Origin of the sequence: Streptomyces sp. SCPE 10 (assembly GCF_051980735.1) — a bacterium.
Classification (GTDB): Bacteria; Actinomycetota; Actinomycetes; order Streptomycetales; family Streptomycetaceae; genus Streptomyces; species Streptomyces misionensis.
This window is the reverse complement of sequence record NZ_CP197069.1, coordinates 790,198-814,321: the sequence shown is the minus strand read 5'-3', so window position 1 is coordinate 814,321 and position 24,124 is coordinate 790,198. Positions and strand designations below refer to the sequence as shown.

At 73.1% G+C, this 24,124-nt stretch carries 25 protein-coding genes; 16 read left to right on the top strand and 9 right to left on the bottom strand.

What is annotated here, in order from left to right; all coding sequences use genetic code 11:
- Positions 1 to 110: 110 nt before the first annotated feature.
- The 3 genes from ACSP97_RS03880 to ACSP97_RS03870 are packed head-to-tail and all read left to right on the top strand — an operon-like array spanning position 111 to position 2,318.
- Positions 111 to 632 carry a hypothetical protein gene (locus ACSP97_RS03880; protein WP_355148804.1) on the top strand — a complete coding sequence of 174 codons (522 nt, stop codon included), beginning with the start codon at positions 111 to 113 and terminating at the stop codon, positions 630 to 632.
- Entirely contained in the window at positions 629 to 1,483 is an 855-nt protein-coding gene (locus ACSP97_RS03875) for a GNAT family N-acetyltransferase (protein WP_355148802.1), read from the top strand. Before ACSP97_RS03880 ends, ACSP97_RS03875 begins: the two co-directional genes overlap by 4 nt.
- A 49-nt stretch (positions 1,484 to 1,532) precedes the next feature.
- Positions 1,533 to 2,318, top strand: coding sequence for a GNAT family N-acetyltransferase (locus tag ACSP97_RS03870; protein WP_355148800.1), 786 nt, complete (start codon positions 1,533 to 1,535; stop codon positions 2,316 to 2,318).
- Positions 2,319 to 2,324: 6 nt separating this feature from the next.
- Here ACSP97_RS03870 and ACSP97_RS03865 read toward each other — a convergent pair whose 3' ends face one another.
- A complete protein-coding gene (locus tag ACSP97_RS03865; RefSeq protein WP_355148798.1) occupies positions 2,325 to 2,582 on the bottom strand; it encodes a GlsB/YeaQ/YmgE family stress response membrane protein in 258 nt (85 codons plus the stop codon).
- Between the two features lie 219 nt (positions 2,583 to 2,801).
- Here ACSP97_RS03865 and ACSP97_RS03860 point away from each other — a divergent pair, with 219 nt between their 5' ends.
- Positions 2,802 to 4,268: a hydrolase gene (locus tag ACSP97_RS03860; RefSeq protein WP_355326859.1), complete on the top strand. Its 1,467-nt coding sequence runs from the start codon at positions 2,802 to 2,804 to the stop codon at positions 4,266 to 4,268.
- 46 nt (positions 4,269 to 4,314) lie between these two features.
- On the opposite strand, the gene ACSP97_RS03855 is transcribed toward ACSP97_RS03860, so the two are convergent.
- A complete protein-coding gene (locus ACSP97_RS03855; protein ID WP_440556306.1) occupies positions 4,315 to 7,056 on the bottom strand; it encodes a glycosyl hydrolase 2 galactose-binding domain-containing protein in 2,742 nt (913 codons plus the stop codon).
- 186 nt (positions 7,057 to 7,242) lie between these two features.
- Here ACSP97_RS03855 and ACSP97_RS03850 point away from each other — a divergent pair, with 186 nt between their 5' ends.
- Both ACSP97_RS03850 and ACSP97_RS03845 read left to right on the top strand, forming a co-directional pair.
- Complete coding sequence (locus ACSP97_RS03850) at positions 7,243 to 8,697, top strand: APC family permease (RefSeq protein WP_440556304.1); 1,455 nt, start codon at positions 7,243 to 7,245, stop codon at positions 8,695 to 8,697.
- A 78-nt stretch (positions 8,698 to 8,775) separates the two neighbouring features.
- Complete coding sequence (locus ACSP97_RS03845; RefSeq protein WP_355326851.1) at positions 8,776 to 9,306, top strand: GNAT family N-acetyltransferase; 531 nt, start codon at positions 8,776 to 8,778, stop codon at positions 9,304 to 9,306.
- A gap of 126 nt (positions 9,307 to 9,432) precedes the next feature.
- Here ACSP97_RS03845 and ACSP97_RS03840 read toward each other — a convergent pair whose 3' ends face one another.
- Positions 9,433 to 9,870: an SPW repeat protein gene (locus ACSP97_RS03840; protein WP_355148788.1), complete on the bottom strand. Its 438-nt coding sequence runs from the start codon at positions 9,868 to 9,870 to the stop codon at positions 9,433 to 9,435.
- A gap of 268 nt (positions 9,871 to 10,138) precedes the next feature.
- Between ACSP97_RS03840 and ACSP97_RS03835 the strand changes: the two genes are divergently transcribed.
- From ACSP97_RS03835 to ACSP97_RS03820, 4 genes are all read left to right on the top strand, one after another.
- On the top strand, positions 10,139 to 11,047 hold the full coding sequence (locus ACSP97_RS03835) for an aldo/keto reductase (protein ID WP_355326848.1): 909 nt from the start codon (positions 10,139 to 10,141) through the stop codon (positions 11,045 to 11,047).
- Positions 11,048 to 11,210: 163 nt separating this feature from the next.
- Positions 11,211 to 11,591 carry a BlaI/MecI/CopY family transcriptional regulator gene (locus ACSP97_RS03830; RefSeq protein ID WP_440556303.1) on the top strand — a complete coding sequence of 127 codons (381 nt, stop codon included), beginning with the start codon at positions 11,211 to 11,213 and terminating at the stop codon, positions 11,589 to 11,591.
- Positions 11,588 to 12,514 carry a M56 family metallopeptidase gene (locus ACSP97_RS03825; RefSeq protein ID WP_440556302.1) on the top strand — a complete coding sequence of 309 codons (927 nt, stop codon included), beginning with the start codon at positions 11,588 to 11,590 and terminating at the stop codon, positions 12,512 to 12,514. The genes ACSP97_RS03830 and ACSP97_RS03825 overlap by 4 nt, the downstream gene beginning before the upstream one ends.
- 179 nt (positions 12,515 to 12,693) lie before the next feature.
- Positions 12,694 to 13,764 carry an adenosine deaminase gene (locus ACSP97_RS03820; RefSeq protein WP_355148780.1) on the top strand — a complete coding sequence of 357 codons (1,071 nt, stop codon included), beginning with the start codon at positions 12,694 to 12,696 and terminating at the stop codon, positions 13,762 to 13,764.
- Here the strand turns inward: ACSP97_RS03820 and ACSP97_RS03815 are convergent.
- Both ACSP97_RS03815 and ACSP97_RS03810 read right to left on the bottom strand, forming a co-directional pair.
- Positions 13,746 to 14,261: a mycothiol transferase gene (locus ACSP97_RS03815; protein ID WP_355148778.1), complete on the bottom strand. Its 516-nt coding sequence runs from the start codon at positions 14,259 to 14,261 to the stop codon at positions 13,746 to 13,748. The two genes, ACSP97_RS03820 and ACSP97_RS03815, sit on opposite strands and share 19 nt — an antisense overlap.
- A 43-nt stretch (positions 14,262 to 14,304) precedes the next feature.
- The gene (locus ACSP97_RS03810) at positions 14,305 to 15,201 is read right to left on the bottom strand and encodes a LysR family transcriptional regulator (RefSeq protein ID WP_355326836.1); all 897 of its coding nucleotides are present in this window, start codon (positions 15,199 to 15,201) and stop codon (positions 14,305 to 14,307) included.
- A 109-nt stretch (positions 15,202 to 15,310) separates the two neighbouring features.
- Between ACSP97_RS03810 and mgrA the strand changes: the two genes are divergently transcribed.
- Entirely contained in the window at positions 15,311 to 16,303 is a 993-nt protein-coding gene (gene mgrA, locus ACSP97_RS03805) for an L-glyceraldehyde 3-phosphate reductase (protein WP_440556301.1), read from the top strand.
- A gap of 106 nt (positions 16,304 to 16,409) precedes the next feature.
- Here mgrA and ACSP97_RS03800 read toward each other — a convergent pair whose 3' ends face one another.
- Positions 16,410 to 16,793, bottom strand: coding sequence for a nuclear transport factor 2 family protein (locus tag ACSP97_RS03800; RefSeq protein ID WP_355148772.1), 384 nt, complete (start codon positions 16,791 to 16,793; stop codon positions 16,410 to 16,412).
- Between the two features lie 316 nt (positions 16,794 to 17,109).
- On the opposite strand from ACSP97_RS03800, the gene ACSP97_RS03795 reads away from it, so the two are divergent.
- A complete protein-coding gene (locus ACSP97_RS03795) occupies positions 17,110 to 17,520 on the top strand; it encodes a hypothetical protein (protein WP_355148770.1) in 411 nt (136 codons plus the stop codon).
- Here the strand turns inward: ACSP97_RS03795 and ACSP97_RS03790 are convergent.
- Entirely contained in the window at positions 17,473 to 18,786 is a 1,314-nt protein-coding gene (locus ACSP97_RS03790; protein ID WP_440556300.1) for a streptophobe family protein, read from the bottom strand. The two genes, ACSP97_RS03795 and ACSP97_RS03790, sit on opposite strands and share 48 nt — an antisense overlap.
- A gap of 199 nt (positions 18,787 to 18,985) precedes the next feature.
- On the opposite strand from ACSP97_RS03790, the gene ACSP97_RS03785 reads away from it, so the two are divergent.
- Complete coding sequence (locus tag ACSP97_RS03785; protein WP_355148766.1) at positions 18,986 to 19,438, top strand: ATP-binding protein; 453 nt, start codon at positions 18,986 to 18,988, stop codon at positions 19,436 to 19,438.
- 60 nt (positions 19,439 to 19,498) lie between these two features.
- On the opposite strand, the gene ACSP97_RS03780 is transcribed toward ACSP97_RS03785, so the two are convergent.
- Complete coding sequence (locus ACSP97_RS03780; protein WP_355148764.1) at positions 19,499 to 20,386, bottom strand: RNA polymerase sigma factor SigF; 888 nt, start codon at positions 20,384 to 20,386, stop codon at positions 19,499 to 19,501.
- Between the two features lie 293 nt (positions 20,387 to 20,679).
- On the opposite strand from ACSP97_RS03780, the gene ACSP97_RS03775 reads away from it, so the two are divergent.
- Positions 20,680 to 21,162 (top strand): VOC family protein, encoded by a 483-nt coding sequence (locus ACSP97_RS03775; protein WP_355148762.1) that lies wholly within the window; start codon positions 20,680 to 20,682, stop codon positions 21,160 to 21,162.
- A 235-nt stretch (positions 21,163 to 21,397) separates the two neighbouring features.
- Here ACSP97_RS03775 and ACSP97_RS03770 read toward each other — a convergent pair whose 3' ends face one another.
- Positions 21,398 to 22,399 (bottom strand): zinc-binding alcohol dehydrogenase family protein, encoded by a 1,002-nt coding sequence (locus ACSP97_RS03770; RefSeq protein WP_440558549.1) that lies wholly within the window; start codon positions 22,397 to 22,399, stop codon positions 21,398 to 21,400.
- Positions 22,400 to 22,545: 146 nt separating this feature from the next.
- Between ACSP97_RS03770 and ACSP97_RS03765 the strand changes: the two genes are divergently transcribed.
- Positions 22,546 to 23,340 (top strand): VOC family protein, encoded by a 795-nt coding sequence (locus tag ACSP97_RS03765; protein ID WP_358272833.1) that lies wholly within the window; start codon positions 22,546 to 22,548, stop codon positions 23,338 to 23,340.
- A gap of 33 nt (positions 23,341 to 23,373) precedes the next feature.
- Positions 23,374 to 24,069 (top strand): ribonuclease H family protein, encoded by a 696-nt coding sequence (locus tag ACSP97_RS03760; RefSeq protein ID WP_355527295.1) that lies wholly within the window; start codon positions 23,374 to 23,376, stop codon positions 24,067 to 24,069.
- Positions 24,070 to 24,124 lie beyond the last annotated feature (55 nt).

Genomic DNA, 24,124 nt, shown 5'->3' with positions numbered 1-24,124 from the left:
CTCCACCGGCCACCGGGCCCCCACCGTCCACCTCCCGACCGGACGCCGGCCCGGTGGAGCCTCGCGGCGACAGCCAACTCCTTGAACCCCGGGGGCAGTAGAATGACCGGGTGACGGACGGCGTACGACTGCGGTGGCGAGTGCTGCCACCCCGGACCCGCGTACTCCTCCTCGTCCACGCCGCCGGATTCCTGGAGGGCACCGGCTGGCACGCCGCCGACCTGGCCCGGCGCGGCCCGCACGCCTACTCCTCCTTCCCGCCCGCGATCCAGGTGTTCTTCCTCGCGCTGGTCGTCCTCGATCCGCTGGTCGCCGTCCTGGCGCTGGGTGCCCGCCGGGTGGCTGCGCCGTCGGCCGGCGCGGTGGCGGCGGCGGACGCGTTCGCCAACTGGTTCGGCAACTGGCCCTGGATCAGCGCTGATTGGACGCGGCTGCTGCGGCCCGTGGGCCTGCTCCCGATCACCCTCTTCGCGCTGTTCGTCCTCGCCTCGTCCCGCCCCCTGTGGCGTGCGTTGTCGGCTGATCCCGGCGTGGCGTGGGCCGCGCCGATCCGGGAGGATGCTCCGGGCGGCCCGGCCGAGGGCCGCACCGACCACGGCAGTCAGCCCCGACGGAACGGAGCGCACCGATGACCTCTTCCGCCCCCCAGGACCTCGTCGTCACCCAGGCCGGCCCCGCCGACTGGCCGGTGATCAGCGGGTGGGCGGCCGCGGAGGGCTGGAACCCCGGGCTGTCCGACGGGCCCGCCTTCTTCGCCCAGGACCCCGAGGGCTTCTTCCTCGGCCGGATCGACGGGGAGCCGGTCTCGGCCATCTCCGTCGTCAACTACGGCGCGGACTACGCCTTTCTCGGCTGCTACCTCGTCCGCCCCGACCTGCGCGGCCACGGCCACGGCCTCACCACCTGGAAGACCGCCCTGGCCCACGCCGGGAACCGCACCGTGGGCCTGGACGGGGTCGTCGCCCAGCAGGACAACTACCGCCAGTCCGGCTTCCGGCTCGCCTACCGCACCATCCGGTTCACCGGCACAGCCCCCGAGGCCGCCGTACCCGCAGGCGTCCGCCCGGCCGCCCCCGCCGACCTGCCCGCGATCACCGCCTACGACGCCGCCTGCCACCCCGCCGACCGGCCTCGCTTCCTCGCCCAGTGGCTCACCACCCCCGGCCACCGCGCCTTCGTCCGCCACGACGACGGCCGCCTCACCGGTTACGCCGTCCTGCGCCCCGGCCGCGATGCCCTGCGCGTCGGCCCGCTCCTCGCCGACACCACCGAGGACGCCCGTGCCCTGTTCGGCGCGCTGACCGCCGAGGCCGCGGGCCGGGAACTCGCCGTCGACGTCCCCGAACCCAACGCCGACGGCGTGGCCCTCGCCGAGGCGGCCGGTCTCGCCCCGTCCTTCGAGACGGCCCGCATGTACACCGGCCCGGTCCGCCCCCACGCCCAGGAACGGGTGTTCGGCGTGACCACCCTCGAACTGGGCTGAACCGCAATTCCGTTGCCGCGCCCGCTTCCGCGTGATCGAGTGTTCCGCCATGGAGAGAGACGAGATCCTCGCCCTGTACGACCGCGACCTGCGTGAGCACGCCGCGCCCGACGGTCCCGGCGCCCGCGTCGAGCGCGCCGGGGACGTGGTGCGGCAGATCGCGGACGCGCACGGCTGGAACGGGGTGCTCTGGTCCGCCCTCGACGAGAGGGGCGCGGACGAGGCGATCCGGGAACAGATCGCCCGCTTCACCGCCCTCGGTCACGACTTCGAGTGGAAGCTGCACGGCCACGACCGGCCCCTGGACCTCGGTGCCCGGCTGATCGCGGCCGGGTTCCGGGCCGAGCCCGTCGAGACGCTGATGATCGGCGAGATCGAACGGCTCCATCTGGACGCCCGACTCCCCGACGGGGTACGGCTGATGGAGGCCACCGACGCGGCAGGGGCCGACCTCGCCGTGGCCGTGCACCAGCGGGCCTTCGGCACCGACGGCAGCGGTCTGCGCCGGCGCCTGCTCGACCGGCTGGCGGCCGACCCCGGCACGGTGGTCGCCGTCGTCGCGCTGGCGGGCGAGGAACCCGTTGCCGCCGCCCGGCTGGAACTCGTCCCCGGCACCCCGTTCGCCGGGCTGTGGGGCGGCGGCACCGTCGAGGCGTGGCGGGGACGGGGCCTGTACCGCGCTCTCGTCGCCCACCGCGCCCGCGTCGCCGCCGCCCACGGCCGCCGCTACCTCCAGGTCGACGCCTCGCCCATGAGCCGTCCGATCCTGGAACGCCTCGGCTTCCTCCCGCTCACCACCACGACCCCGTACCTGTACGAACAGCCCGGCCGCTGACGGCGGTCAGCGGCGCGCCCGGTCGAGTGCGCTCACCCCCACCGCCGCAAGGGCGATCTGGATGAGCCACTCGATCCAGTCCGGCCCCTTGGTGTCCGCGACCCCGATCCCCGCGGCGATCGCCGAGCCGACCAGCGCGGCCACGATGCCGACGACGATGGTCCACAGGATCCCGATGTGCTGCCGCCCCGGCACGACGAGCCGGCCCAGCACACCGATGATCAAACCGATGACAATGGCGCTGATGAGACCTGATATCTCCATCTTCACCCCTCCGCACGGGATACCCCTCCCTGGTGAAGATGCCCGCCGGCGGCCCGGACACTCCGGTCCGGTTTATTGCCCGGACTTTCTGTTCACCGGCGCTTCATGCCATGTACCTTTCAAGCCGTCGACGCGTGTAGAACCCTCAAGCCGGTTCTACGCGCGCAGATTTGGCGCCGCTACTCCTCTTCCCCACACCCCACGACGGAGGTTCGCCGGATGCTCGGATCCAGGAGATCCCGACGCAGACTCACCACCGCACTCGCCGGCTTCGGCCTGCTCCTGACCGGAGCCGCCGTACAGGCCGGTGCGAGCACGCCCGCCCGGGCGGCGACCGCGACCACCCATCGCGTGCTGTTCGACAACGCCCACGCCGAGACCGCAGGCAACGCCGACTGGGTCATCTCCACCAGCCAGCCCGACCCGCTCGCCCAGGATCCCTCCCCGTCGGCCGAGACGGACTGGACCGGCGCCCTGTCCTCCTGGGGCGTGGCACTGCAGAAGACCGGCAGCTACAGCCTGAAGACGCTGCCGTCCGGCCAGAGCCTGAGCTACGGCGGCTCGTCCGCGCTGGACCTGTCCCACTTCGACACCCTGGTGCTGCCGGAGCCGAACACGCTGTTCACGACCGCCGAGAAGACGGCGATCATGACCTTCGTGAAGAACGGCGGCGGCCTGTTCATGATCTCCGACCACACCGGCGCCGACCGCAACAACGACGGCGCCGACGCGGTCAAGATCCTCAACGACCTGATGACCAACAACAGCGTCGACTCCTCCGACCCGTTCGGCTTCTCGATCGACGCCCTCGACATCAGCTCCGGCTACCCGGCCGCCATCAACGACAGCACCGACCCGGTGCTGAACGGCTCCTTCGGCAAGGTCACCAAGAGCCTGTTCGCCGACGGGACGACCGCCACCCTCAAGCCCTCCGACAACTCCTCCGTCAAGGGCCTGGTCTACCGCAGCGGTTACTCGGGCAACACCGGGGCGTTCTTCCTGACCAGCACCTTCGGCAGCGGCCGCGTCGCCTTCTGGGGTGACAGCTCGCCGATCGACGACGGCACCGGCAGCTCCGGCAACACCCTGTACGACGGCTGGAACGACTCCGGCGCCACCAACGCGCCCCTCGCCCTCAACGCCACCGCGTGGCTGGCCGGGGACGGCGGCACCAGCGGCGGCGGTGGCGGTGGCGGCACGGGCGGCGGCACCTGCACCGCGGGTCAGCTCCTGGGCAACAGCGGCTTCGAGTCCGGCAACACCGTCTGGAGCGGGTCCAGCGGCGTCATCTCCAACTCGACCAGCGAGCCCGCGCATTCGGGCTCGTACGACGCCTGGCTCGACGGCTACGGCACCGCCACCACCGACACGCTCTCCCAGACGGTGACCATCCCGGCCGGCTGCACCTCGGCCAAGCTGAGCTTCTATCTGCACGTCGACACGGCCGAGACCTCGACCAGCACCGCCTACGACACCCTCAAGGCGCAGGTGCTCAACGGCTCCGGCACGGTCCTCGGCACCCTGGCGACGTACTCGAACCTGGACGCCGCCTCCGGCTACACCCAGCGCAGCTTCGACCTCAGCGGCTACGCCGGGCAGACCGTCACCCTGAAGTTCACCGGCACCGAGGGCTCCAAGTACCAGACCTCGTTCGTCCTGGACGACACCGCGCTCAACGTCGCCTGACCCGGGGAACGCGCAGGGGGTGGGCCCGGCCGGGCCCACCCCCTCGTCATGCCGCGGGCACGGTCCGCTCCGGGGTGTTCCAGCCGGAGACGCGCACCCGGGGCGCCGCGCCGCGCAGGTCGGCCGTGCGGTAGACGGCGGTCAGCGTCACCGACTCGCCCGGCCAGAGTCCGACCTCGTTGTCCGACCAGCGCACCGGCAGCACGGGCGCCCCGCGCCCGTCCACCAGGTGCACGTCCGTCAGCAGCGACGGGGTCGCGCCGTCCGTGGTGTTCCGCAGCGTCACGGTCGTGGTCGACACACCGCCCGCGGACCGGGTACCGGCCGTCACCGCCACCGGGACCCGCGCCATCGAGGCCAGGCCGGTGAGGTCGGCGTAGCCGCTCGTCGGGGTGTACCACCAGGTGGTGCGGTCCCAGTCGAGGACGTCGGGCCGGGTGGACAGCCAGTACACGTTCCGGCTCACCTCCCGGCCGTCCGCGTCGGTGAGCACCAGCCGCAGCAGATACGTCCGGGCCAGGCCGGGCGCCGACCGCGGCAGGGTCAGCGCGGTGGCGTGGGCGCCGTCCCCGGCCACCGACACATCGCCGGCCGTGCCGTCGTAGCGCAGGGTGCCGTCGGGGTCGAAGAGCGTGGCCCGCGCGGTGAGACCGTGGGCGGCCGCGTGCCGGTTGTTCACCACCGCCACCGACCGGTCGTCGTAGGAGTACTGGATGTGCAGCGGCTCGTTGGCCTTCTTCGCGCCGAAGTAGGCGCCGCCCTGGTCGAGGTAACGGTCGGTCAGCTGCCAGTGCAGGGACGTCCAGCCGCTGTTGAACATCCAGTGCACGACCCCGGTCGCGGGCGCCTCGGGGTCGGTCGCGTTGCGTCCGTACGCCTCGAACTGGGCACGCACGTTCTCGTACTGGGCCAGTTGCGCCTTGCGGACGTAGTCGGCGAGGCCGGTGGGGGAGCCGTAGCGGGCGGCGAGGGCGTCGTCGTACAGCGCCAGCGTGCCGAAGGTGGCGGAGGGCGAGCGGTGGTACTGCTTCGCCTTCGGGTCCTTCCAGAGGGTGTCGAGTTCGGCCGGGGTGAGCATCCGGCGCAGGGTGTCCAGGGTGGGGACGCTCGGGCCCGCGCTGGTCTCGGAGTTGAAGCCGGTGGCGCCGCCCTCGCGCTTGGCGTACCAGTAGCCGGGCGGCACCCAGTCGTAGGGTCCGGTCATCTTCATGCCCGAACGGCCGAGCCGCGGTGAGGACTTGTCGGAGGCGGCGGGGATCACCGGGAGGTTCCAGTCGGCGTCGCGCAGGGCGTCCAGGTAGTTCCGCTCGATCCTGGCGTCGGGCGCGAAGTCACTGCCGATCAGGAAGGACAGCACGCTCGGGTGGTCCCGCAGCCGGGCGGCCTCGGCGGCCATCGACGCCTTCGCCACCGGATAGTCGCCCGGGGTCCACCGCTCCCCGTTCTCCGTGCCGTTGACCTGGCCCTCCCACTTGTCGCAGCACTCCCAGCCGGGCAGCGTCAGCACGCCGTACCGGTCCGCCAGCGCGAAGAACTCGTCCGGCTCCAGGTGCCCTTCCAGGCGCAGGGTGTTGAGGCCGAGGTCGACGGCGTACCGCAGCCGGTCCTCGACGTAGCGGGGGTCCCAGCGCAGGAACTCGTCCGGTGACCAGCCGCCGCCCTTGACCAGCAGGGGGCGCCCGTTGATCCGGTACTGGCGGGCTCCGGCGGCGTTCAGCGGCGCCTGGACGTCGCGGATGCCGAAGGTCTCGTGCGCGGTGTCCGACGGCGTGCCGGACACCCGCGCGGTGAGGTCGAGGGAGTACAGCGGCTGCCCGCCCATCCCGGCCGGCCACCACACCCTCGGCGCGGTCAGGCGCAGCCCGGGGACGTCGGCGGGGGAGAAGGCGACGGTCCTCGTCTCGTGCGCGGCGAGCCGTACGGTCGTGCGCAGACGCGTTCCGGCGACCCGGCCGGCGACCTCCGCGGTGACCGGGGAACCCGTGTCGTTGCGCACCTTCGCCCGGACCGTCAGGTCGGCGGTGGCCAGGGACGGCACGGCCAGCCTGGTGATCACGTGCGCGTCGCGCAGCGCCACCGGGCCGCCCCGGCGCACCAGGACGTCCCGGACGATGCCCATGTTCCGGTCCGGCGGCGGCTGGAGCCAGTCGAGCCACCCCATGGTCAGGTCCTTGCTCGGCTGGTTGGGCCGGATCCGGAAGGCGACCGTGTTGCGGCCGGCCCGGACCAGCTCGGTGACGTCCAGCTCGTGCCGGGTGTACGCGCCGGTCACGTCCGCGGCCCGGGCCACCCGGTGGCCGTTGACGTAGACGTCGGCCGCCGAGACGACGCCGCTGAAGTCGAGGAAGGTGCGCCGGGCGGTGTCGCGCAGGAGGAAGTCGGCGCGGTACCACCAGGGCACCTCGAAGTCGGCCTTCGGGATCTTCTCCAGGTTGGTGGAGCGGAACGGGTCGGGGTACTTCCCGGCGGCGAGCAGCGCGGCCAGCACGGTGGAGCGCGGGCCCGCCGGGTACCAGCCCCGCGCCGGGTAGCCGGGGGAGGAGACCGCGGCCGGGGAGTCGGCCGTGCGCGCCGTGGACTGGACGGCGTACCCGGCGAGCGGGGTGGCGGCGCCTGCGGCCGAGGCGACCTCGGTGGTGCGGGCGGGGCCCATCGGTGCCGCGACCGGCCGCAGCGAGGGCCCGGGGGAGCGGGGGTCCACCCAGGCGCCGGTGGCGAGGGAGCCGAGCAGGGCGAGGAGGCCGGTGGCCGCGGCGAGCCTCAGGCCGGGGGCGGGGCGAGGGAACACAGACGGTCTCCAGGCTCGCAAAGTTAGGAAACTTTACTAACCGGGCTTAAGCTAGGCGGCCCCCCGGGCACTGTCAACGACCGTAGCCCCGGCTTCCGCTGAATCTCCGTCACCTTCCTTCTCCCGGCGCGCGGATTCTCGTAAGGTCCCCTACCCGACGCCTCCCCGACGGTTCCAGGAGTCCCCATGTCCGGTAGCCCGCCGCCCCCGGGCGGCTTCGTGCGACGGGTCGGGCTGTTCCAGGCCACGGCCATCAACATGAGCCAGATGTGCGGCATCGGCCCCTTCGTCACCATCCCCCTGATGGTCGCCGCGTTCGGCGGCCCGCAGGCGGTCGTCGGCTTCGTCGCGGGCGCGGTGCTGGCGCTGTGCGACGGGCTGGTCTGGGCCGAGCTGGGCGCCTCCATGCCCGGCTCCGGCGGCAGTTACGTCTATCTGCGCCAGGCCTTCCAGTACCGCACCGGCCGGCTGATGCCGTTCCTGTTCGTGTGGACGGCGATGCTCTTCATCCCGCTGATCATGTCCACCGGCGTGGTCGGCTTCGTCCAGTACCTCGGCTACCTCGCCCCCGGCCTCGGCCGGACGGCCGGCGATCTGATCGGGCTGGGTGTCATCGCCCTGGTGGTGCTCCTGCTGTGGCGCGGCATCGAGCACATCGCCCGGATCACCGCCGTGATGTGGACCGTGATGATTGCCTCGGTGGTCCTGGTGATCGCCGCCGCCGCCTCGGACTTCAGCCCGCACCTCGCCTTCGCCTACCCGGCGCACGCCTTCGACCTGACCGACGGCGCCTTCTGGACCGGGTTCGCCGCGGGCCTGACCATCGGCGTCTACGACTACCTCGGCTACAACACCACCGCCTACATGGGCGCCGAGATCAAGGACCCCGGCCGGGTCCTGCCACGCTCCATCCTGCTCTCGATCGCCGGCATCATGACGATCTACCTGCTGCTCCAGATCGGCACCCTCGGCGTCGTCGACTGGCACCGCATGACGGACCCGCACGACATCGCCGCCACCTCGGTTGCCTCCGCGGTGCTGGAGAAGACCTGGGGCCGGGGGGCCGCCGACACGGTCACCGTGCTCATCCTGATCACCGCGTTCGCCTCGGTGTTCACGGGCCTGCTGGGCGGCTCCCGGGTGCCGTACGACGCGGCGCGCGACCGGGTCTTCTTCCGGCCGTACGAGCGGCTGCACCCCCGCCACCGCTTTCCGACCCTGGGCCTGGCCACCATGGGCGTGATCACCGCCGTCGGCTTCCTGATCGGCCGGCACACCGATCTCGCCACCCTGATCCAGCTGCTCACCACGGTGATGGTGATCGTCCAGGCGCTCGCCCAGATCGTCGCGCTCACGGTGCTGCGCGCCCGGCAGCCGGAGCTGCACCGGCCGTACCGGATGTGGCTCTACCCGGTGCCCGGCCTCGTGGCCTTCGTCGGCTGGTGCGTGATCTACGGCTACGCCGACCGCAACTCCCCGGGCCGCCACCCCATCGAATGGTCCCTGGCCTGGCTCGTCCTCGGCTGCGCGGCCTTCCTGGTGTGGGCCGGGCTGGAGCGGGTGTGGCCGTTCGGGGCGAAGGAGATCGGAGAGGAGTTCCTCGCGAAGGCATCGGCGGAGGCGGAGGCGGAGGCGGTCTGAGACTCGATGTGCTAAGATCCCCGCTCTGCGTGAAAGCCTCCCCGGCACGGACGAAGTCCGCCGGGGAGGCTTTCGTTCATGACCGAAAACCAGATCCGCACCACCAGCGACGACTCGGACGTCCGCGTCCGTCCCGCGACCCCGGAGGACCGGCCCGCCGTCGAGCGGCTGTGGCTGATGTTCCGCCACGACCTGTCCGAGTTCCAGGGCGACCTGCCCGCCGCCGACGGCACCTTCCGCAGCGAGCGCGTCGACGCCGCCTTCTCCGCGCCCGGCTGGGCGCCCTACCTGCTCACCCGTGGTGACCGCGCCGCCGGGCTCGCCTTCGTGCGCGGGCTCGACGGTCCGGTGCGGGTGCTCAACAGCTTCTTCGTGGCGCGCGGGGCGCGACGCGCCGGGGTCGGTCTGCGGGCCGCGCGGGAGGTGCTGCGACGACACCCCGGGCGCTGGGAGATCGCGTTCCAGGAGAACAACCCGGGGGCGGTCGCGTTCTGGCCCCGCCTCGCCGAGGACCTCGCCCCGGGCGCCTGGATCCGCGAGGCCCGGCCGGTGCCGGGCCGCCCGGAGCTGCCGCCGGACCTGTGGATCTCCCTGACCGTGCGGCCCTGACCGGACAGGCGGGAGGGCCGGTCCGCACGGGGCGCGCCGGCCCTCCGTCGTTCTTCCTTCCTTGCGCTTCTTCCCTTGCTCGACGGTCTCTCCTTCCCGTGCTCTCCCGTTGTGCTTCCTTCCCCACTAGGGCTTGGGGGTGCTCTTCGCCGCCGTGGCGGCGCACACGAGTCCGAGGGCGAGCGTCAGCGCTCCGATGACGATGTTGTTGACGATCACGCCGGTGTCCGGGGCGCTGCCCACGATCCAGGGCGCGATGATCATCCAGATGCCCAGCGCGCACATGGCCCAGCTGAGGCCGTACATCCGCTCGGGCGCCCTGGTGAAGCCGAGTGCCAGCAGTCCTATGGCGATGCCCATGATCAGGTTGTGGGTCATTAGCGCCGGCTGGCTGGTGGTGTAGTGCACGATCCAGGGGGACGCCGCGCAGTACAGGCCGAGCAGGAACACCGGCCCGTCCACGAGCGCCACATCATGACCGCCGAGCATACGGGCGTAGCGTTCCCGCATCTCGCCGACATCGGGATGGGTCGACATGTCGCCCCTGTGCGAGACGTTGGCCATGACTCTCGTCTCCTTCGGCTGTGCGGACCGGACCGCTTCCGCCGCGTCGTTCGCAAACGCGGCACTGCCCATTTTGCTCTTATTCATGGCTTATGTGTAGAGCGGGGCTGATTGTCATGTACGGGGGTCGAGGAGCGGCTGCCGCCGTGGGCGCGTCGGCGTTCACCGGGCCGGTGCCCGCAGGGGAAGAGGCGGGGCGATCGACCGGCGGGGCACGGCGGTTCGCCGGGCAAAGAACGAAGGCGGTGCCTGTGGCACACTCCGCCGAATGATCTCCGAAACAGTCACCGCGCAGGCCTCCGGCAGCTTCCGGATGGGCGATCTGACCGTGCACCGCGTCGGCCTCGGGGCCATGCGGCTCACCGGCAGCGCCGCCTTCCACCTGGGCACGCCCAGCGACCGGGAGCGCTCGATCACCGTGCTGCGCCGGGCCGTCGAACTCGGCGTGAACCACATCGACACCGCCGCGTTCTACTTCTCCGCCCGCCGCTCCGCCAACGAACTGATCAACACGGCCCTCGCCCCGTACGCCGACGACCTGGTGATCGCCGTCAAGGTGGGCCCCTTCCGCGACTGGTCCGGCGAGTGGGGCACCTCCGCACGCCCCGACCGGCTGCGCGGCCATGTCGAGGAGAACCTGCGCCAGCTCGGCCGCGACCACCTCGACCTGGTCTATCTGCGCCGGATGAGCCAGGACTCCATCGCCGAGCACTTCGGCGCCCTCGCCGAACTGCGCGAGGAGGGGCTGATCCGGCACCTGGGCATCTCGTGCGTCTCGCCCCGGCACCTGACCGAGGCGCTGGACATAGCCCCCGTCGTCGCCGTGCAGAACCGGTACGGCCTCGGCACCCCCGACCCCGAGGCCGACGAGCTGCTGCGGATGTGCGGCGAGCGCGGCATCGCCTTCGTGCCGTACTACGCCATGGCAGGCAAGGGCGCCGAGGCCGGTGCCGTCGAGCCGGGCCCGGACGACGAGGTGCGGGCCGTGGCCCGCGCGCACGGGGCGAGCCCCGCCCAGGTCCAGCTCGCCTGGACCCTCCAGCAGGGCCCGCACGTCCTCGCCATCCCCGGCACCGGGAACCCCGACCACCTCGTCGAGAACATCGCCGCCGGCGCCCTGCGCCTCACCCCCGGCGAGCTGGGCCGGCTCCGCGCGGCGGCGGCGCCCCAGGCGTAAGCGTTTCCGTCGTACCCCGGCGGCCCCGTCCGTGGCGCCGCCAGGTGGGTACGGCGTCTTGCCGCGTAGCCCGCGCCCGACGGTGCGGGCGGTACCGCAGGCCCGTATGACTACCATCGTGTAGACGGTCCGCACACGACGAGGATGGGGTGAGCACGTATCCATGACCGACGGCAAGGACGAACGCCGGCCGGCCGGTGAACTGGAGGCGAGCGTCTTGGCCGCGCTCTGGGCCGCCGGTGGGCCCCGCACCCCCGGACAGGTCCAGGCCGTCCTGGGCGCGGACCTGGCCCGCACGACGGTGACGACGATCCTCAGCAGGCTGTACGACAAGGGTGTCGTCGAGCGGCAGCGCAACGGGCGCGGTTACGTGTACTTCCCGGTCCAGGAGGTCCAGGACGCCCACGGCCTCACCGCCCGCCGGATGCACAGCGAACTGGACCGTGACAGCGACCGGGAGACGGTGCTCGCCCGCTTCGTCGCCCAGCTCAGCCCGGCCGACGAGCGCATCCTGCGGGACCTGCTGGAATCCGACGGCCGATGACCGCGCTGCTGTTGCTGCCCCTGCTGCTGCCCTGTGTGCTGCCGGCGCTGGCCCGGCGGGCGCTGGCCCGGCTGGCCCCGGCCGTCGCGCTGTGGGCGGTCACCGGCTGCGCGGTCGCGCTCGCGGGCTGCTCGCTCGCCGCGCTGGGCGCCTTCGTGCTGATCGGGCTGCTCAAGCTCCCCCTCTTCGCCGCGTTCGGCGAGCTGACCCACCCGCTGCACACCGCCCCGGCCCTGATCGTCGTACCGGCCGCCGCCACCTCCGTCGGCGCCCTCGCGGTCTGCTCCTGGACCCTCGTGCGGTCGGTGCTGCGGCAGAGCCGCGCCTTCCGGGCGGCCCGCACCGAGGCCGGCAGCGGCCCCGCCGCCGGCGACCTGTGCGTGGTGGACTCGCCCCGCCCCGACGCCTACGCCCTGCCCGGCCGCCCGCACCGCATCGTCGTCACCACCGCCATGCTGCGCAGCCTCGACGGCGCGGAGCGGGAGGCGCTGTTCGCACACGAACGGGCCCACAACGAGGGCGGCCACCACTACTTCCTCGCCGCCGCCGAACTCGCCGCGCACTGCCACCCGGCCCTGCGCCCGGTCCGCGAGACCATCCGGCTCGCCGTGGAGCGGACCGCCGACGAGGCTGCGGCCGCCTCGGTGGGCGACCGGCGGCTGACCGCCCGGGCCATCGCCCGTGCCGCGCTGGCCGGGCACGCGGGCGGCATCCCGCGCCCCGACTTCGCCGCCGCCGCGACCGCCGGACCCGTGCCCCAGCGGGTCCAGGCCCTCCTGGGCACCCCTCGGGCACCCCGCGCCGGGCGCGCCGTCGCCGCCCTGCTCGTCGCCTGCACCGCCCTGTCCGGCGTGACCGCCGCCGCGGGGCTGGCGGACTTCCATCACCGGGTGGAGGTGGCGCAGGGCGAGGCGACGCCCTGACGCACCGAGACCCCGGTCACCGCTCCGGGCAGACCCCGGTCACCGCCCCGGGTAACGCGCGTAGACAAGGGAGTGGCGCCCGCGTCGTTTTACGTATAACCTCACCGGCTAACCACCCCCGTCGGCACCGTCGGCCGCCTTGATCGACCCCGGTACAACCCGCTGAGGAACGCCCTGCCATGACCGCCCCCCGCATCGACACCGACACCATCGCCCGCCTGCCCAAGGCCGTGCTGCACGACCACCTCGACGGCGGCCTGCGGCCCGCCACCGTCGTGGAGCTCGCCGCCGAGGTGGGCCACCGGCTGCCCACCACCGACCCGGACGAGCTGGCCGCCTGGTACGTCGAGGCCGCCAACTCCGGCGACCTGGTGCGCTACATAGCCACCTTCGAGCACACCCTCGCCGTCATGCAGACCCGCGAGGGCCTGCTGCGCACCGCCGAGGAGTACGTGCTCGACCTCGCCGCCGACGGCGTGGTCTACGGCGAGGTGCGCTACGCCCCCGAGCTGAACACCCGCGGCGGGCTGGGCCTCGCCGAGGTGGTGGAGGCCGTGCAGGAGGGCCTGGCCGCCGGCATGGCGAAGGCGGCGGCCGCCGGCACCCCGGTCCGGGTCGGCACACTGCTGTGCGGCATGCGGATGTTCGACCGCGTACGGGAGGCCGCCGACCTCGCCGTCGCCTACCGGGACGCCGGGGTCGTCGGCTTCGACATCGCCGGCGCCGAGGACGGCTTCCCGCCCGCCGACCACCTGGCCGCCTTCGAGCACCTGCGCCGCGAGAGCGTCCCGTTCACCATCCACGCCGGGGAGGCGTACGGGCTGCCCAGCATCCACCAGGCCGTCCAGGTGTGCGGTGCCCAGCGCATCGGGCACGGAGTGCGCCTGACCGAGGACATCGTGGACGGCAAGCTCGGCCGGCTCGCCTCCTGGGTGCGCGACCGCCGGATCGCCCTGGAGATGTGCCCCACCTCCAACCTTCAGACCGGCTGCGCCACCTCGATCGCCGAGCACCCCGTCACGGCGCTGAAGGACCTCGGCTTCCGGGTCACCCTGAACACCGACAACCGGCTGGTGTCGGGGACGACGATGACCCGGGAGATGGGGCTGCTGGTCGAGGAGGCCGGCTGGACGGCCGAGGACCTGCGCACCGTCACGGTGAACGCCGTCAAGAGCGCGTTCATCCCGTTCGACGAGCGCAAGGCCCTCATCGAGGACGTGATCCTGCCCGGTTACGCGCCCGTGCTCTGAATCAGCCCCTTGAGGTAGGCGGCCTGTCCGATGTGCTGGAGATCGTCGGACAGGACGCTCACCAGGCGCACGCCCAGGGTGACCGGCGGGTCCCAGCCCTCGTCCACGACGCGTTCGAGGTCCTTGGCGGCCAGCGAGCGCAGGGCGCCGAGCGTCTGCTCGTGCACGGCGTCGTAGTACCCGGTCAGCAGCTCGGCGCTGTCGACCCGCACCTTGGCGACCTTGGCGGGGGTGTGCCCGTAACCGGTGTCCTGCCGGGGCAGGTCGAGGCCGAACCGTTTCTCCCAGCCCTGTTCGAGCCATACCTGGCCGAGCCCGAAGGCGTCGGCGACATGGTCGTCCTGCACCCGCGTGAGGTGCCAGACCAGCCAGGCGACGCTGTTGGCGCCGGGGGCCGGACGGTGGTTCAGCTCGTCCGGTCCGAGGCCGTCGAGGGTGCCGTGGACTTCTTCCTGGATGCGGCCGTAGCCGTCGATGAGGATGTCCTTCGCATGCATACCGTCCACCATCACAGATCGGCGGCGCTCCCGCGTGCGGAATTCAGGACGCGGGCGCCGGGCCCTCCGCCTCCAGCAGGGCGACCAGCGCGCGGGCGGCGGGGCTGGTGGAGCGCTCGGGCGGCAGCAGGGCCACCGTCTCGTACTCCGCCTCGCCCGTGCCCTTCAGCGGCAGCGCGGTGAGCGTGGGCCGCTTGTGCCGGAAGTGGCGGGGGACGACCGCGATCCCGAGGTTCTCGTCCACCAGGTCCAGCAGGCTGTGCACGTCGTTGACCTCCAGCGCGACCGTGCGCCGTACCCCGGCCGCGGCGAAGGCGGCGTCGGTGGCGCGGCGCGGACCCCAGTCCGGGTGGAAGTCGACGAACACCTCCCCGGCGAGGTCGTCCGGGGCGAGCAGCGCCTCGTTCGCGGCCAGCCGGTGGCTCGGATGGCACAGCACCGTCATCGGTTCACTGGTCAGCGCCACCGAGCGCAACTGGTCGCCGTCGGCCCGGGTGCGGTAGGCGAAGGCCAGATCGAGGCGTCCGGCCGCGACCTCCTCGGCCAGTGCGACCGAGCCCGCCTGGCGCAGCCGGATCTCCACGTCCGGGTGCCGGCCCCGGAAGGCCGCGAGCAGCCGGGCCACGTGCACCCCGGCGATGCACTGCTCGGTACCCAGCGCCAGCGTGCCGCGCAGCACGCCCTGCACCGCGGCCACCGCCTCGTGCGCCGCGCGCACCTGCGCGAGCACCCGCTCGGCCTCCACCAGCAGCGCCCGCCCCGCCTCCGTCAGCGTCACCCGCCGGGTGGTGCGCACGAACAGAGGCGCCCGCAGTTCCCGCTCCAGCGCCCGGATGGACGCGGACAGGCCCGACTGGGACACCATCAGCCGCTCGGCGGCCCGGGTGAAGTGCTGGTCCTCGGCGACCGCGACGAAGTGCTCAAGATGGCGCAGTTCCATGATTGTGCAGCCTAGTCGCTCAATTCCATCCGATTCTCCGGTTGGACCGCTGGCCTCCGTCCGGGGAATCCTGGGGTCCGTAGATCAGTGCCCATCCCCTGGAGTCGCGTTGTACACCGCATCCCCCGACCGTTACGCCGAGATGCCCTACCGGCGCACCGGGCGCAGCGGGCTGAAGCTCCCCGCGCTGTCGCTCGGCCTGTGGCACAACTTCGGCCCCGACCGTCCGGTGGAGACCCAACGGGCCATCCTGCGCCGGGCGTTCGACCTGGGCATCACCCACTTCGACCTGGCCAACAACTACGGCCCGCCGCCCGGCGCCGCCGAGTCCGCGTTCGGTGCCGCCCTCGCCGCCGACCTGGCCCCGTACCGCGACGAACTGGTGATCTCCACCAAGGCCGGCTATCTGATGTGGCCGGGCCCGTACGGGGAGTTCGGCTCGCGCAAGTACCTGCTGGCCTCCCTGGACCAGAGCCTGCGGCGGATGGGCCTGGAGTACGTCGACATCTTCTACTCCCACCGCCCCGACCCGGAGACTCCGCTGGAGGAGACGATGGGCGCCCTGCACACGGCGGTGCAGCAGGGCAAGGCGCTCTACGTCGGCATCTCCAACTACTCCGCCGAGCAGACTCGGGAGGCCGCCCGCATCCTCGCCGGACTCGGCACCCCGCTCCTGATCCACCAGCCGCGCTACTCCCTGCTCGACCGGCGCCCCGAGGACGAGGGCCTGCTCGACGCCCTGGACGAGGTCGGCACCGGCTCCATCGTCTACTCCCCGCTGGAGCAGGGCCTGCTCACCGGCCGCTACCTCGACGGCATCCCGGCGGGCTCCCGCGCCGCGGGCGACAGCCCCTTCCTGAAGCCGGAGGCGGTCACCGAGGACCTGCTCGGACGGCTGCGCGCGCTGGCGGAGATCGCCGCCGCCCGCGGCCAGAGCCTCGCCCAGCTGGCCCTGGCCTGGGTGCTGCGCGGCGGCCGGGTCACCTCCGCCCTGGTCGGTGCGAGCAGCCCCGAGCAGCTGGCGGACAGCGTGGGCGCGCTGCGCAACCTGGACTTCGACGCCGAGGAACTCGAGCGGATCGACGCGATCGTACGTTCGTAAGCCCGTCAGGGCCTCGCCGTGCCCGCCGGACCCCGGCCGGCACGGCGCCCCCACCAGGGCCCGGCTTCCGCCCCGTCCGGGGTGCGCAAGCCGGGCCCCGGTGCTGTCACGCACCCGCCGGCACCCGGTCCAGGAAGCCCAGCACCTGCCGGATACGGCCCTCGGCGTCCAGCGTGACCACGTCGAACCCGGCGACCGGCGCCGAGCCGTCGGCCTCGTTCACCAGCTCCCAGCCGAAGCGCGCGGTGTCGTGGTGGCCGTCCACCGCGCCCAGCGGACGGAAGACGAACCCCGGGAACTGCTCGTGCGCGGCGGTGATCACGGCGGCGATGCCCTCGTGCCCGCGGACGTCGGCGAGCGGGTCGGTGTAGCCGCCGTCCGGGGTCCACGCGGCGGCGACCGCCTTGCTCAGCGCCTCCGGCTCGGTGGCGTTCCAGGCCTCGAAGTAACGGGCGGCAGCGCTCTCGTAGCGGTCGGTGTTCTCGGACATGGTGAATCAGCCTCCGTCGAAGGTCGTCGTTGCTGGTCGGAACCCGGATCGCGGTCTTGCCGACCCGGTGTGAACACCTTGCCGCACCGCCGCCCGGCCCGTCGATTACCTCCGGGGTCATGCCCGGAGGCCCCTCTGTCACCGGGGCATACAACCCAAAACGGGTGGGAGGAATGCCGACAGACTGGCCGGAAAAGCGTGGTGACAGTGTTTCGGCCGTGGCGATACTCGACAACGAGGGGCACTTCACCGCACGGAGCCGCACCGAGAGCGAGGTCCGCCCGGCACACCCGGACGAGGCGACGGGGAGTGATACGTGCACGACGAGTTCCTGTGCCATGTCACGGCGTACGGGATGTGCGACGGCCGGCGCATCGGCGTACCGCTCGGCACCTACCGCGCGCCGACCCTGGCACTGGCCCTGTGGTGGCTGCGCGACCGCGCGTCCTGGATCGCCGAGCGGCTGGACCCGAGCCCGGAGGCGGTCCCCTTCCCGGCCGGCGCGCTGGTACCGGTCGCGGACACCGTGGCCGACGTCCCCGCCCTGCTGCGCGCCTGGTGCGCCGACGACGGCCAGCAGGAGCGCGTGGCCGACGAGCTGGCGGGCGGACGGCTGGTCAGGATCGCCGCCAGTGACGACACCACCGAGTACGAACTGCTCGCCGAGTCCGTCGACGCGCTACGGATGCAGCGCACCGTGCCCGCGCTCGTCGTGCCCATCGGCTGACCGGCCCGGTGCGCGGTGGCGGCGGCGCGGCGGGCGGGCGAGCAGGGCGCCCAGGAAACCGGCGACCAGCCCCCACAGCGCGCCCAGCCCCACCGCCTGCCACAGCACCGGCCTGAGCAGCAGCTCCCCGGACAGACCGCCCCCGAGATCACCGATGCCCAGCAGGGACAGCCCGTAGTGGGCGGAGATCCGGCACAGCGGACAGATCACCAGCACCGTCAGGGCCAGCGCGACCCCCAGCCGTACGGCGGCCGACCACGGCGGGGTGCCGGCCGGCGAGCGCAGCGCCGCCCGGACCGCCGCGGCCAGCAGCAGCGCCCCGGCGGCCACCGGCAGCCACCACATCCGCCCGTCGTACCCGGTCAGCGTGGACAGGTTCAGCTCGGAGACGTCGGGGGTGCGCAGAGCCAGATCCAGGACGTGCGGCACCGGCAGCCCGAACGGGCCGTCCACCCGGCCGTGCCAGGTCGCCCCGAGTCCGACGGTCAGCGCCGGCCACACCAGATTGGGCAGGCCGAGCAGGATCAGCGCGACGGTCGTCCGGGCGTGCCCCCGGGTGCCCGCCGTGACCAGCGCGACGACGAGGCCCACGACGACGGCGGCCAGCAGCAGCTCCACCATCGCGCGGGCCGCGGGCCGCACCCGTGCGCGCCGGTGCGGCAGCCGCCCCGGCAGCGGCACCCGGCCGGCGACCAGCAACGCGATCACCAGCACCCCGGCCAGCCACAGCAGCGCGAACAGCACACTCGACGGCACGTCCGCGGCGAACCCGATCCGCGGCTCCGCCTCGAACAGCTGTGTGAGATCGCTGAGGGTCCCACTGCCCACGTCCACCGCGAACGTCTGCCGGGCCGCGAAGGCGAGCCCGGTCAGCGCGAGCAGCCACGGCACCACGATCCGGGCGGCCCAGCGGGCCAGTTCCCCGGCCGTGGCGACCGTCCGGTGCCGCAGCGGACGCAGGAAGCCCGCACCGATCACCAGGGCACCGGCGAGCGCCACCGACAGGGGGAGTACGGTGATACCGGCCTCGGTCCTGGCCAGGGCACCCGCGTTCCCGGTGAGCCGGACGCTGCCGCCGACCGCCGTGACCACGGTGGCGGCCAGCACCCGTGGGAACGCGCCGTCCGGCAGCGCCGCCGCACCCGCCGCCCACAGCCCGGCCGCGGCCACCAGCACCATCACCGCGAGCCCGGTCAGCACCACGGCCAGGGCCTCGGGCAGGCCGTGCCGGGCGGCGGGCTGCGCGGAGACGGTCACAGGGCTCACGCCTGCCACGCTAGGCAGCGACCGGGAACCCCGCCCGCCGGGAGGTCCGTCCGCGCCGCCGACCGGGGCCGGTACCGTGACGCGTGCCACTGTGCGCGGTGGGCGAACGCCTGGACTGGACCGCACGGCTCGGGGTAGGAGGACAGGTGCGACGTATACGACCGAACGGACGGGGCCCGTGGCCCGCGAGGAAGACAGCATGACCGAGCATCGGGGCGGGGCAGTGATACCGACCGGTTTCGACGTACCCGTCGAGCCGCTGAGACGCACGACGCACTTCACGGGCGAGCCCGGCTGCATCGCCGAGGCACGGGCGTTCGCGGCCCAGTTCCTCGAACAGCTGCGGACCGAGTGGTGCGCACCGGTCGACCGCGGTGTGGAGGGCGAGCTGCTCCTGCTGGTCAGCGAGCTGATCACCAACGCCGATCGGCACAGCGACGGTCCCTACATCCTGGAACTGGAGGGCACGGACACCGCTGTCGTGATCTCCGTCTGCGACAGCAGTACGGCCCTGCCGCACCTGTTCCCGAAGAACCCGCAGCGCGTCGGACGGCACGGCCTGGAGATCGTGCACGCCCTCGCCACCGAGGTCGTCGTCGAGCGGATCCCGGTCGGCAAGCGCGTGATCGCCCGCCTCGAACTGCGGCGCTGACCCTCCGCGAACGTCACAGGAGCCCGGAACCGCCCCAGCGGTCCCGGGCAGTCGTTCTGCTCAGGCGCAGCCGAGTTCGCCCAGCATCCCCTGGCGCAGCCGGGCGATGATCCGCTTGATCAGCCGCGAGACGTGCATCTGGGAGCAGCCGAGCCGTTCCCCTATCTCCGCCTGGGTGGCCTCCTCCACGAACCGCAGATGGATGATCTGCCGGTCCCGCTCGCTCAGCTCCGCCATCAGCGGCGCCAGCGCGTGGAAGTCCTCCACCAGCCGCAGCCCCTCCTCCTCCACACCGATGAAGTCGGCGAGCACCGCCTCGCCGTTCTCGGGGCCGTCGCCGGTCAGCGCCGCGTCCAGGGAGGAGGAGTTGTAGCCGTTGGCGGCCAGCTGGCCCTCGATCACCTCGTCCTCGGACAGGTTCATCAAGGTGGCCAGCTCGGCGACCGTCGGCTCACGGTCGAGCCGGCTGGACAGCTCCTCGCGGGCCTTGGCCAGCTCCACCCGCAGCTCCTGGAGCCGCCGCGGGACGTGCACCGCCCAGGTGGTGTCCCGGAAGAAACGCTTGATCTCGCCGACGATGTACGGCAGCGCGAAGGAGGTGAACTCCACCTCCCGGGACAGGTCGAACCGGTCGATGGCCTTGATCAGGCCGATCATGCCGGTCTGGACGATGTCCTCCATGTCGTCGCCGCGGCCCCGGAACCGGCCGGCCGCGAACCGCACGAGCGACATGTTCATCTCGATGAGGGTGTTGCGCGCGTACTGGTACTCGTGGGTGCCCTCCTCCAGCTCGGTCAGCCGGCGGAAGAACTGGCGGGACAGCGAGCGTGCGTCCAGCGGCGCCACGGAGGAGGGGTCGGCGATGCCGGGCAGCGCCTCCTCACCCGTCCGCTCCTGCCCGGTCTTCTCGATGACCGCTGTGTGCGCCCGCTTCCCGGCGGTGTCCATTACCCCTCCCACGAAGTCACGGTCCGGCGCCGTTCGGCTCGCGCGCCGGTCCTGCGCTGCTGTCCCTCCGCGCGTACCCCGCGGACGGCGTCTCATGCCCGCCTACGGGGTCGCTCACCGGGCGGGTACCCCCCCGTCACACGGCGCATGCGCCCGCGGTCGGGCACTGACGGAAAACCGCCGGTGCGCCCCGGCGCCGCCCGGCGTGGGGCACCGATGAGTTCCGGCCCGCGGGGGAGTCTGTACCGCCGAACCTGTTTCCCCCGCCCCCTTCCCCACTCCGGGAGCCGCTCATGACCACCGACGGTTTCACCACATGCCTCTGGTTCGACGGCCAGGCCGAGGAGGCCGCGCACTACTACGTCTCGATCTTCGAAAACTCCCGCGTCGACCGCGTCACCCGTCACACCGCGGCCGGCCCCGGCGCGGAGGGCTCCGTGCTGGCCGTCGAGTTCACGGCCAACGGCCAGCGGTTCACGGCGCTCAACGGCGGCCCGCAGTTCACCTTCAACGAGTCGATCTCCTTCCAGATCCTCTGCTCCGACCAGCGGGAGATCGACCACTACTGGACCGCCCTCACCGCGGACGGCGGAGAGGGCGGCCCCTGCGGCTGGCTCAAGGACCGCTACGGCGTCTCCTGGCAGGTCGTCTACGACCGCCTGCTCACCCTGATGACCGACCCCGACCCGGAGAAGGCCACGCGCACCGCCCGCGCCATGATGAGCATGGGCCGACTGGACGCGGCCGCGCTGGAACGGGCGCACGCGGGGCGGTGAGCGCTCAGCGCGGTGACCGCGGCCGCGTCGAGCCGCCCGCCCGGTTCGGCGACGGACGCACGGACACCAGACGCCGCACCGGCGGCCCGGTCCACCCGGGAAAGCGGCGGGCGATCAGTCGTCGGACCAGCGGGGCGTCGATGCCGAGTTCGCCGGCGTGCATGCGCTGCGCGTTCACGGTCCCCGTCGGGGCGCCCCGACGCCCCTCGCGTCGAGGGGATTTCACCGGGGGCCGTCACCCGGGCACCAGCACCGCCGCCCCGTCGAAGCGGCCCGCCTTCAGGTCGCGCAGGGCCTCGGGGGCCCGGTCGAGCGGATAGGGGTGGGTGGTCGCGCGGACACCGTAGCGGGCCGCCAGCGCCAGGAACTCCCGGCCGTCCGCACGGGTGTTGGCGGTGACGCTGCGCAGCTCCTTCTCGTAGAACAGGTCGGTCTCGTAGTGCAGCGGCGGCACGTCGGTGAGGTGGATGCCCGCCAGGGCCAGCACCCCGCCCCGGTCCAGGGCGCGCAGCGCGACCGGCACCAGCTCACCGGCCGGGGCGAAGAGGATCGCCGCGTCCAGCGGTTCCGGCGGCGGCTCGGCCAGGTCCCGCGCGGAGGCCGCGCCCAGCTCCAGGGCGAGGGCGCGCGACACCTCGTCCCGGGTGATCACATGCACGGTCGCGCCCTCGGCGAGCGCGACCTGCGCGCACAGATGGGCGCTGCCCCCGAAGCCGTACAGCCCGAGGCGGCCACCGCGCGGCAGCCCGGAGCGGCGCAGCGCGCGGAACCCGATGATCCCGGCGCACAGCAGCGGCGCCGCCGACACGTCGTCCAGCGCCTCGGGCAGCCGGTAGGCGAAAGGAGCCGGGACGGTGGTGTACTCGGCGTAACCGCCGTCCGCGTCCCAGCCGGTGTACCGCGACCGCGGGCACAGGTTCTCGTCACCGCGGGCGCAGTAGGCGCACACCCCGTCGGTGCGGCGCAGCCAGGCCACGCCCACCCGGTCGCCGGGGGCGAAGCCGAAGACCTGCGATCCGATGCCGGCCACGTCGCCGACGACCTCGTGGCCGGGCGTCACCCCCGGCCGGTGCACCGGCAGGTCGCCCTCGGTGACGTGCAGATCGGTCCGGCACACTCCGCACGCGCGCACCCGCACCAGCAGTTCGTCCGGCCCCGGCTCGGGCACCGGCCGCTCCAGCGGCCGCAGCGGCTCGCCCTCCACCGGGCCCTGCTCCACCACCGACCACGCCCGCATCATCGCTGCCGTCATCGCCCGTGCCCTTCCGCGAGGTCCGGTCCCCTCCCCAGTGTCCGGCAGGCCCCCGCTCGGCGCGCGGCCCGGCCGGGCGCTGGCTAGCGTGAGCAGACGGGGGCCGGCACGACACCAGGAGGGCGGCGGGCATGGCCGTACAACCGGAAGGAACCCCCTGCTGGGCCGATGCGATGTTCACCGACCTGGAGGGCGCCAAGAAGTTCTACGGCGACGTCCTCGGCTGGACCTTCGGCGAGTCCACGTCCGAGTACGGCAACTACACCCAGGCCTGTGTGGACGGCAAGGCCGTGGCCGCCGTGGTCCCGCCCATGCCCGGTCAAGAGGGGCAGTCGCAGTGGTGCCTGTACTTCGCCTCGCCGGACGCCGCCGCCACGGCGGAGAAGATCAGGAGGAGCGGGGGCGACGTGCTGATGGAGCCGATGCAGATCGCCGACGTCGGCACCATGTGCCTGGCCCGGGAGCCCGGCGGGGCCGTCTTCGGGGTGTGGCAGGCGGGCACCCACGAGGGCTTCGAGGAGACGGCCGCTCCCGGCGCCTACTGCTGGGCCGAGGTCTTCACCCGCGACCCCGAGCGGACGGACGCCTTCCTCACCGCGGTCTTCCCGTACCGCGCGAGGGACCTGGCCGACGACACGGTGGACTTCCGGGTGTTCGACGTCGGCGAGGAGACCGTGCTCGGCCGGATGCGGATGACCGACGACTTCCCGCCCGAGGTGCCCTCGTACATCAACGTCTACTTCGCCGTCGCCGACTGCGACGCGGCCGTCGCCGCGGCGGGAAAGCTCGGCGGCACCGTCCGCTTCGGGCCGATGGACAGCCCCTTCGGCCGGTTCGCGGCCCTGAGCGATCCGCAGGGCGCCGACTTCTCGGTGATCGACATCGCGGCCGCCGAGGGCGAGCCGCCCCGGATCGAGGACGCCTGACCGGCCCGGACCGGGCACCCGCCCGGCCGTGGGATGATCGTGCGCATGCGTGAACGAGTGGTGGCCGCGTGCGACGGGGCTTCGAAGGGAAACCCCGGACCGGCCGGATGGGCGTGGGTGGTCTCGGACGACGACGAGCGGACGCCCGCTCGCTGGGAGGCGGGCCCGCTCGGCCGGGCCACCAACAACGTCGCCGAACTCACCGCCCTGGAGCGGCTGTTGACCGCGGTCGACCCCGAGGTGCCGCTGGAGGTCCGGATGGACTCCCAGTACGCCATGAAGGCCGTCACCACCTGGCTGCCGGGCTGGAAGCGCAACGGCTGGAAGACGTCCGCCGGCAAGCCGGTCGCCAACCAGGAACTGGTGGTGCGCATCGACGCCCTCCTGGACGGCAGGTCGGTGGAGTTCCGCTACGTCCCGGCCCACCAGGTCGACGGCGACCCGCTCAACGACTTCGCCGACCGCGCCGCCAGCCAGGCCGCCTCGGTGCAGGAGGCGGCGGGCAGCGCACTCGGCTCGCCGGTGCCGCCGCCCTCGCCCGACACCCCCAAGTCCTCCGCCCCGCGCAAGAAGACGGCCCGCCGCTCCGGCGGCGCGTCCTCCTCGCGCACCCTCAAGGCGAAGTTCCCCGGGCGCTGTGTCTGCGGCCGCTCCTACGCGGCCGGCGAGTCCATCGCCAAGAACGCGCAGGGCTGGGGCCACCCGGAGTGCCGCACCGCCGAGGCCTGATCCGGCGGCGGGCGCGGTGGCGGGCGCTCACCCGGCCGCCCGCCACCCCGCTCCC

What these genes read in the sequence shown, in the direction of transcription:
- ACSP97_RS03875 (WP_355148802.1), top strand. Translation starts at nt 629, where the DNA reads ATGACCTCTTCCGCCCCCCAGGACCTCGTCGTCACCCAGGCCGGCCCC.
- ACSP97_RS03870 (WP_355148800.1), top strand. Translation starts at nt 1,533, where the DNA reads ATGGAGAGAGACGAGATCCTCGCCCTGTACGACCGCGACCTGCGTGAG.
- ACSP97_RS03865 (WP_355148798.1), bottom strand. Translation starts at nt 2,582, where the DNA reads ATGGAGATATCAGGTCTCATCAGCGCCATTGTCATCGGTTTGATCATC.
- ACSP97_RS03860 (WP_355326859.1), top strand. Translation starts at nt 2,802, where the DNA reads ATGCTCGGATCCAGGAGATCCCGACGCAGACTCACCACCGCACTCGCC.
- ACSP97_RS03850 (WP_440556304.1), top strand. Translation starts at nt 7,243, where the DNA reads ATGTCCGGTAGCCCGCCGCCCCCGGGCGGCTTCGTGCGACGGGTCGGG.
- ACSP97_RS03845 (WP_355326851.1), top strand. Translation starts at nt 8,776, where the DNA reads ATGACCGAAAACCAGATCCGCACCACCAGCGACGACTCGGACGTCCGC.
- ACSP97_RS03840 (WP_355148788.1), bottom strand. Translation starts at nt 9,870, where the DNA reads ATGGCCAACGTCTCGCACAGGGGCGACATGTCGACCCATCCCGATGTC.
- ACSP97_RS03835 (WP_355326848.1), top strand. Translation starts at nt 10,139, where the DNA reads ATGATCTCCGAAACAGTCACCGCGCAGGCCTCCGGCAGCTTCCGGATG.
- ACSP97_RS03830 (WP_440556303.1), top strand. Translation starts at nt 11,211, where the DNA reads ATGACCGACGGCAAGGACGAACGCCGGCCGGCCGGTGAACTGGAGGCG.
- ACSP97_RS03825 (WP_440556302.1), top strand. Translation starts at nt 11,588, where the DNA reads ATGACCGCGCTGCTGTTGCTGCCCCTGCTGCTGCCCTGTGTGCTGCCG.
- ACSP97_RS03820 (WP_355148780.1), top strand. Translation starts at nt 12,694, where the DNA reads ATGACCGCCCCCCGCATCGACACCGACACCATCGCCCGCCTGCCCAAG.
- ACSP97_RS03815 (WP_355148778.1), bottom strand. Translation starts at nt 14,261, where the DNA reads ATGCATGCGAAGGACATCCTCATCGACGGCTACGGCCGCATCCAGGAA.
- ACSP97_RS03810 (WP_355326836.1), bottom strand. Translation starts at nt 15,201, where the DNA reads ATGGAACTGCGCCATCTTGAGCACTTCGTCGCGGTCGCCGAGGACCAG.
- ACSP97_RS03800 (WP_355148772.1), bottom strand. Translation starts at nt 16,793, where the DNA reads ATGTCCGAGAACACCGACCGCTACGAGAGCGCTGCCGCCCGTTACTTC.
- ACSP97_RS03785 (WP_355148766.1), top strand. Translation starts at nt 18,986, where the DNA reads ATGACCGAGCATCGGGGCGGGGCAGTGATACCGACCGGTTTCGACGTA.
- ACSP97_RS03780 (WP_355148764.1), bottom strand. Translation starts at nt 20,386, where the DNA reads ATGGACACCGCCGGGAAGCGGGCGCACACAGCGGTCATCGAGAAGACC.
- ACSP97_RS03775 (WP_355148762.1), top strand. Translation starts at nt 20,680, where the DNA reads ATGACCACCGACGGTTTCACCACATGCCTCTGGTTCGACGGCCAGGCC.
- ACSP97_RS03770 (WP_440558549.1), bottom strand. Translation starts at nt 22,399, where the DNA reads ATGCGGGCGTGGTCGGTGGTGGAGCAGGGCCCGGTGGAGGGCGAGCCG.
- ACSP97_RS03765 (WP_358272833.1), top strand. Translation starts at nt 22,546, where the DNA reads ATGGCCGTACAACCGGAAGGAACCCCCTGCTGGGCCGATGCGATGTTC.
- ACSP97_RS03760 (WP_355527295.1), top strand. Translation starts at nt 23,374, where the DNA reads ATGATCGTGCGCATGCGTGAACGAGTGGTGGCCGCGTGCGACGGGGCT.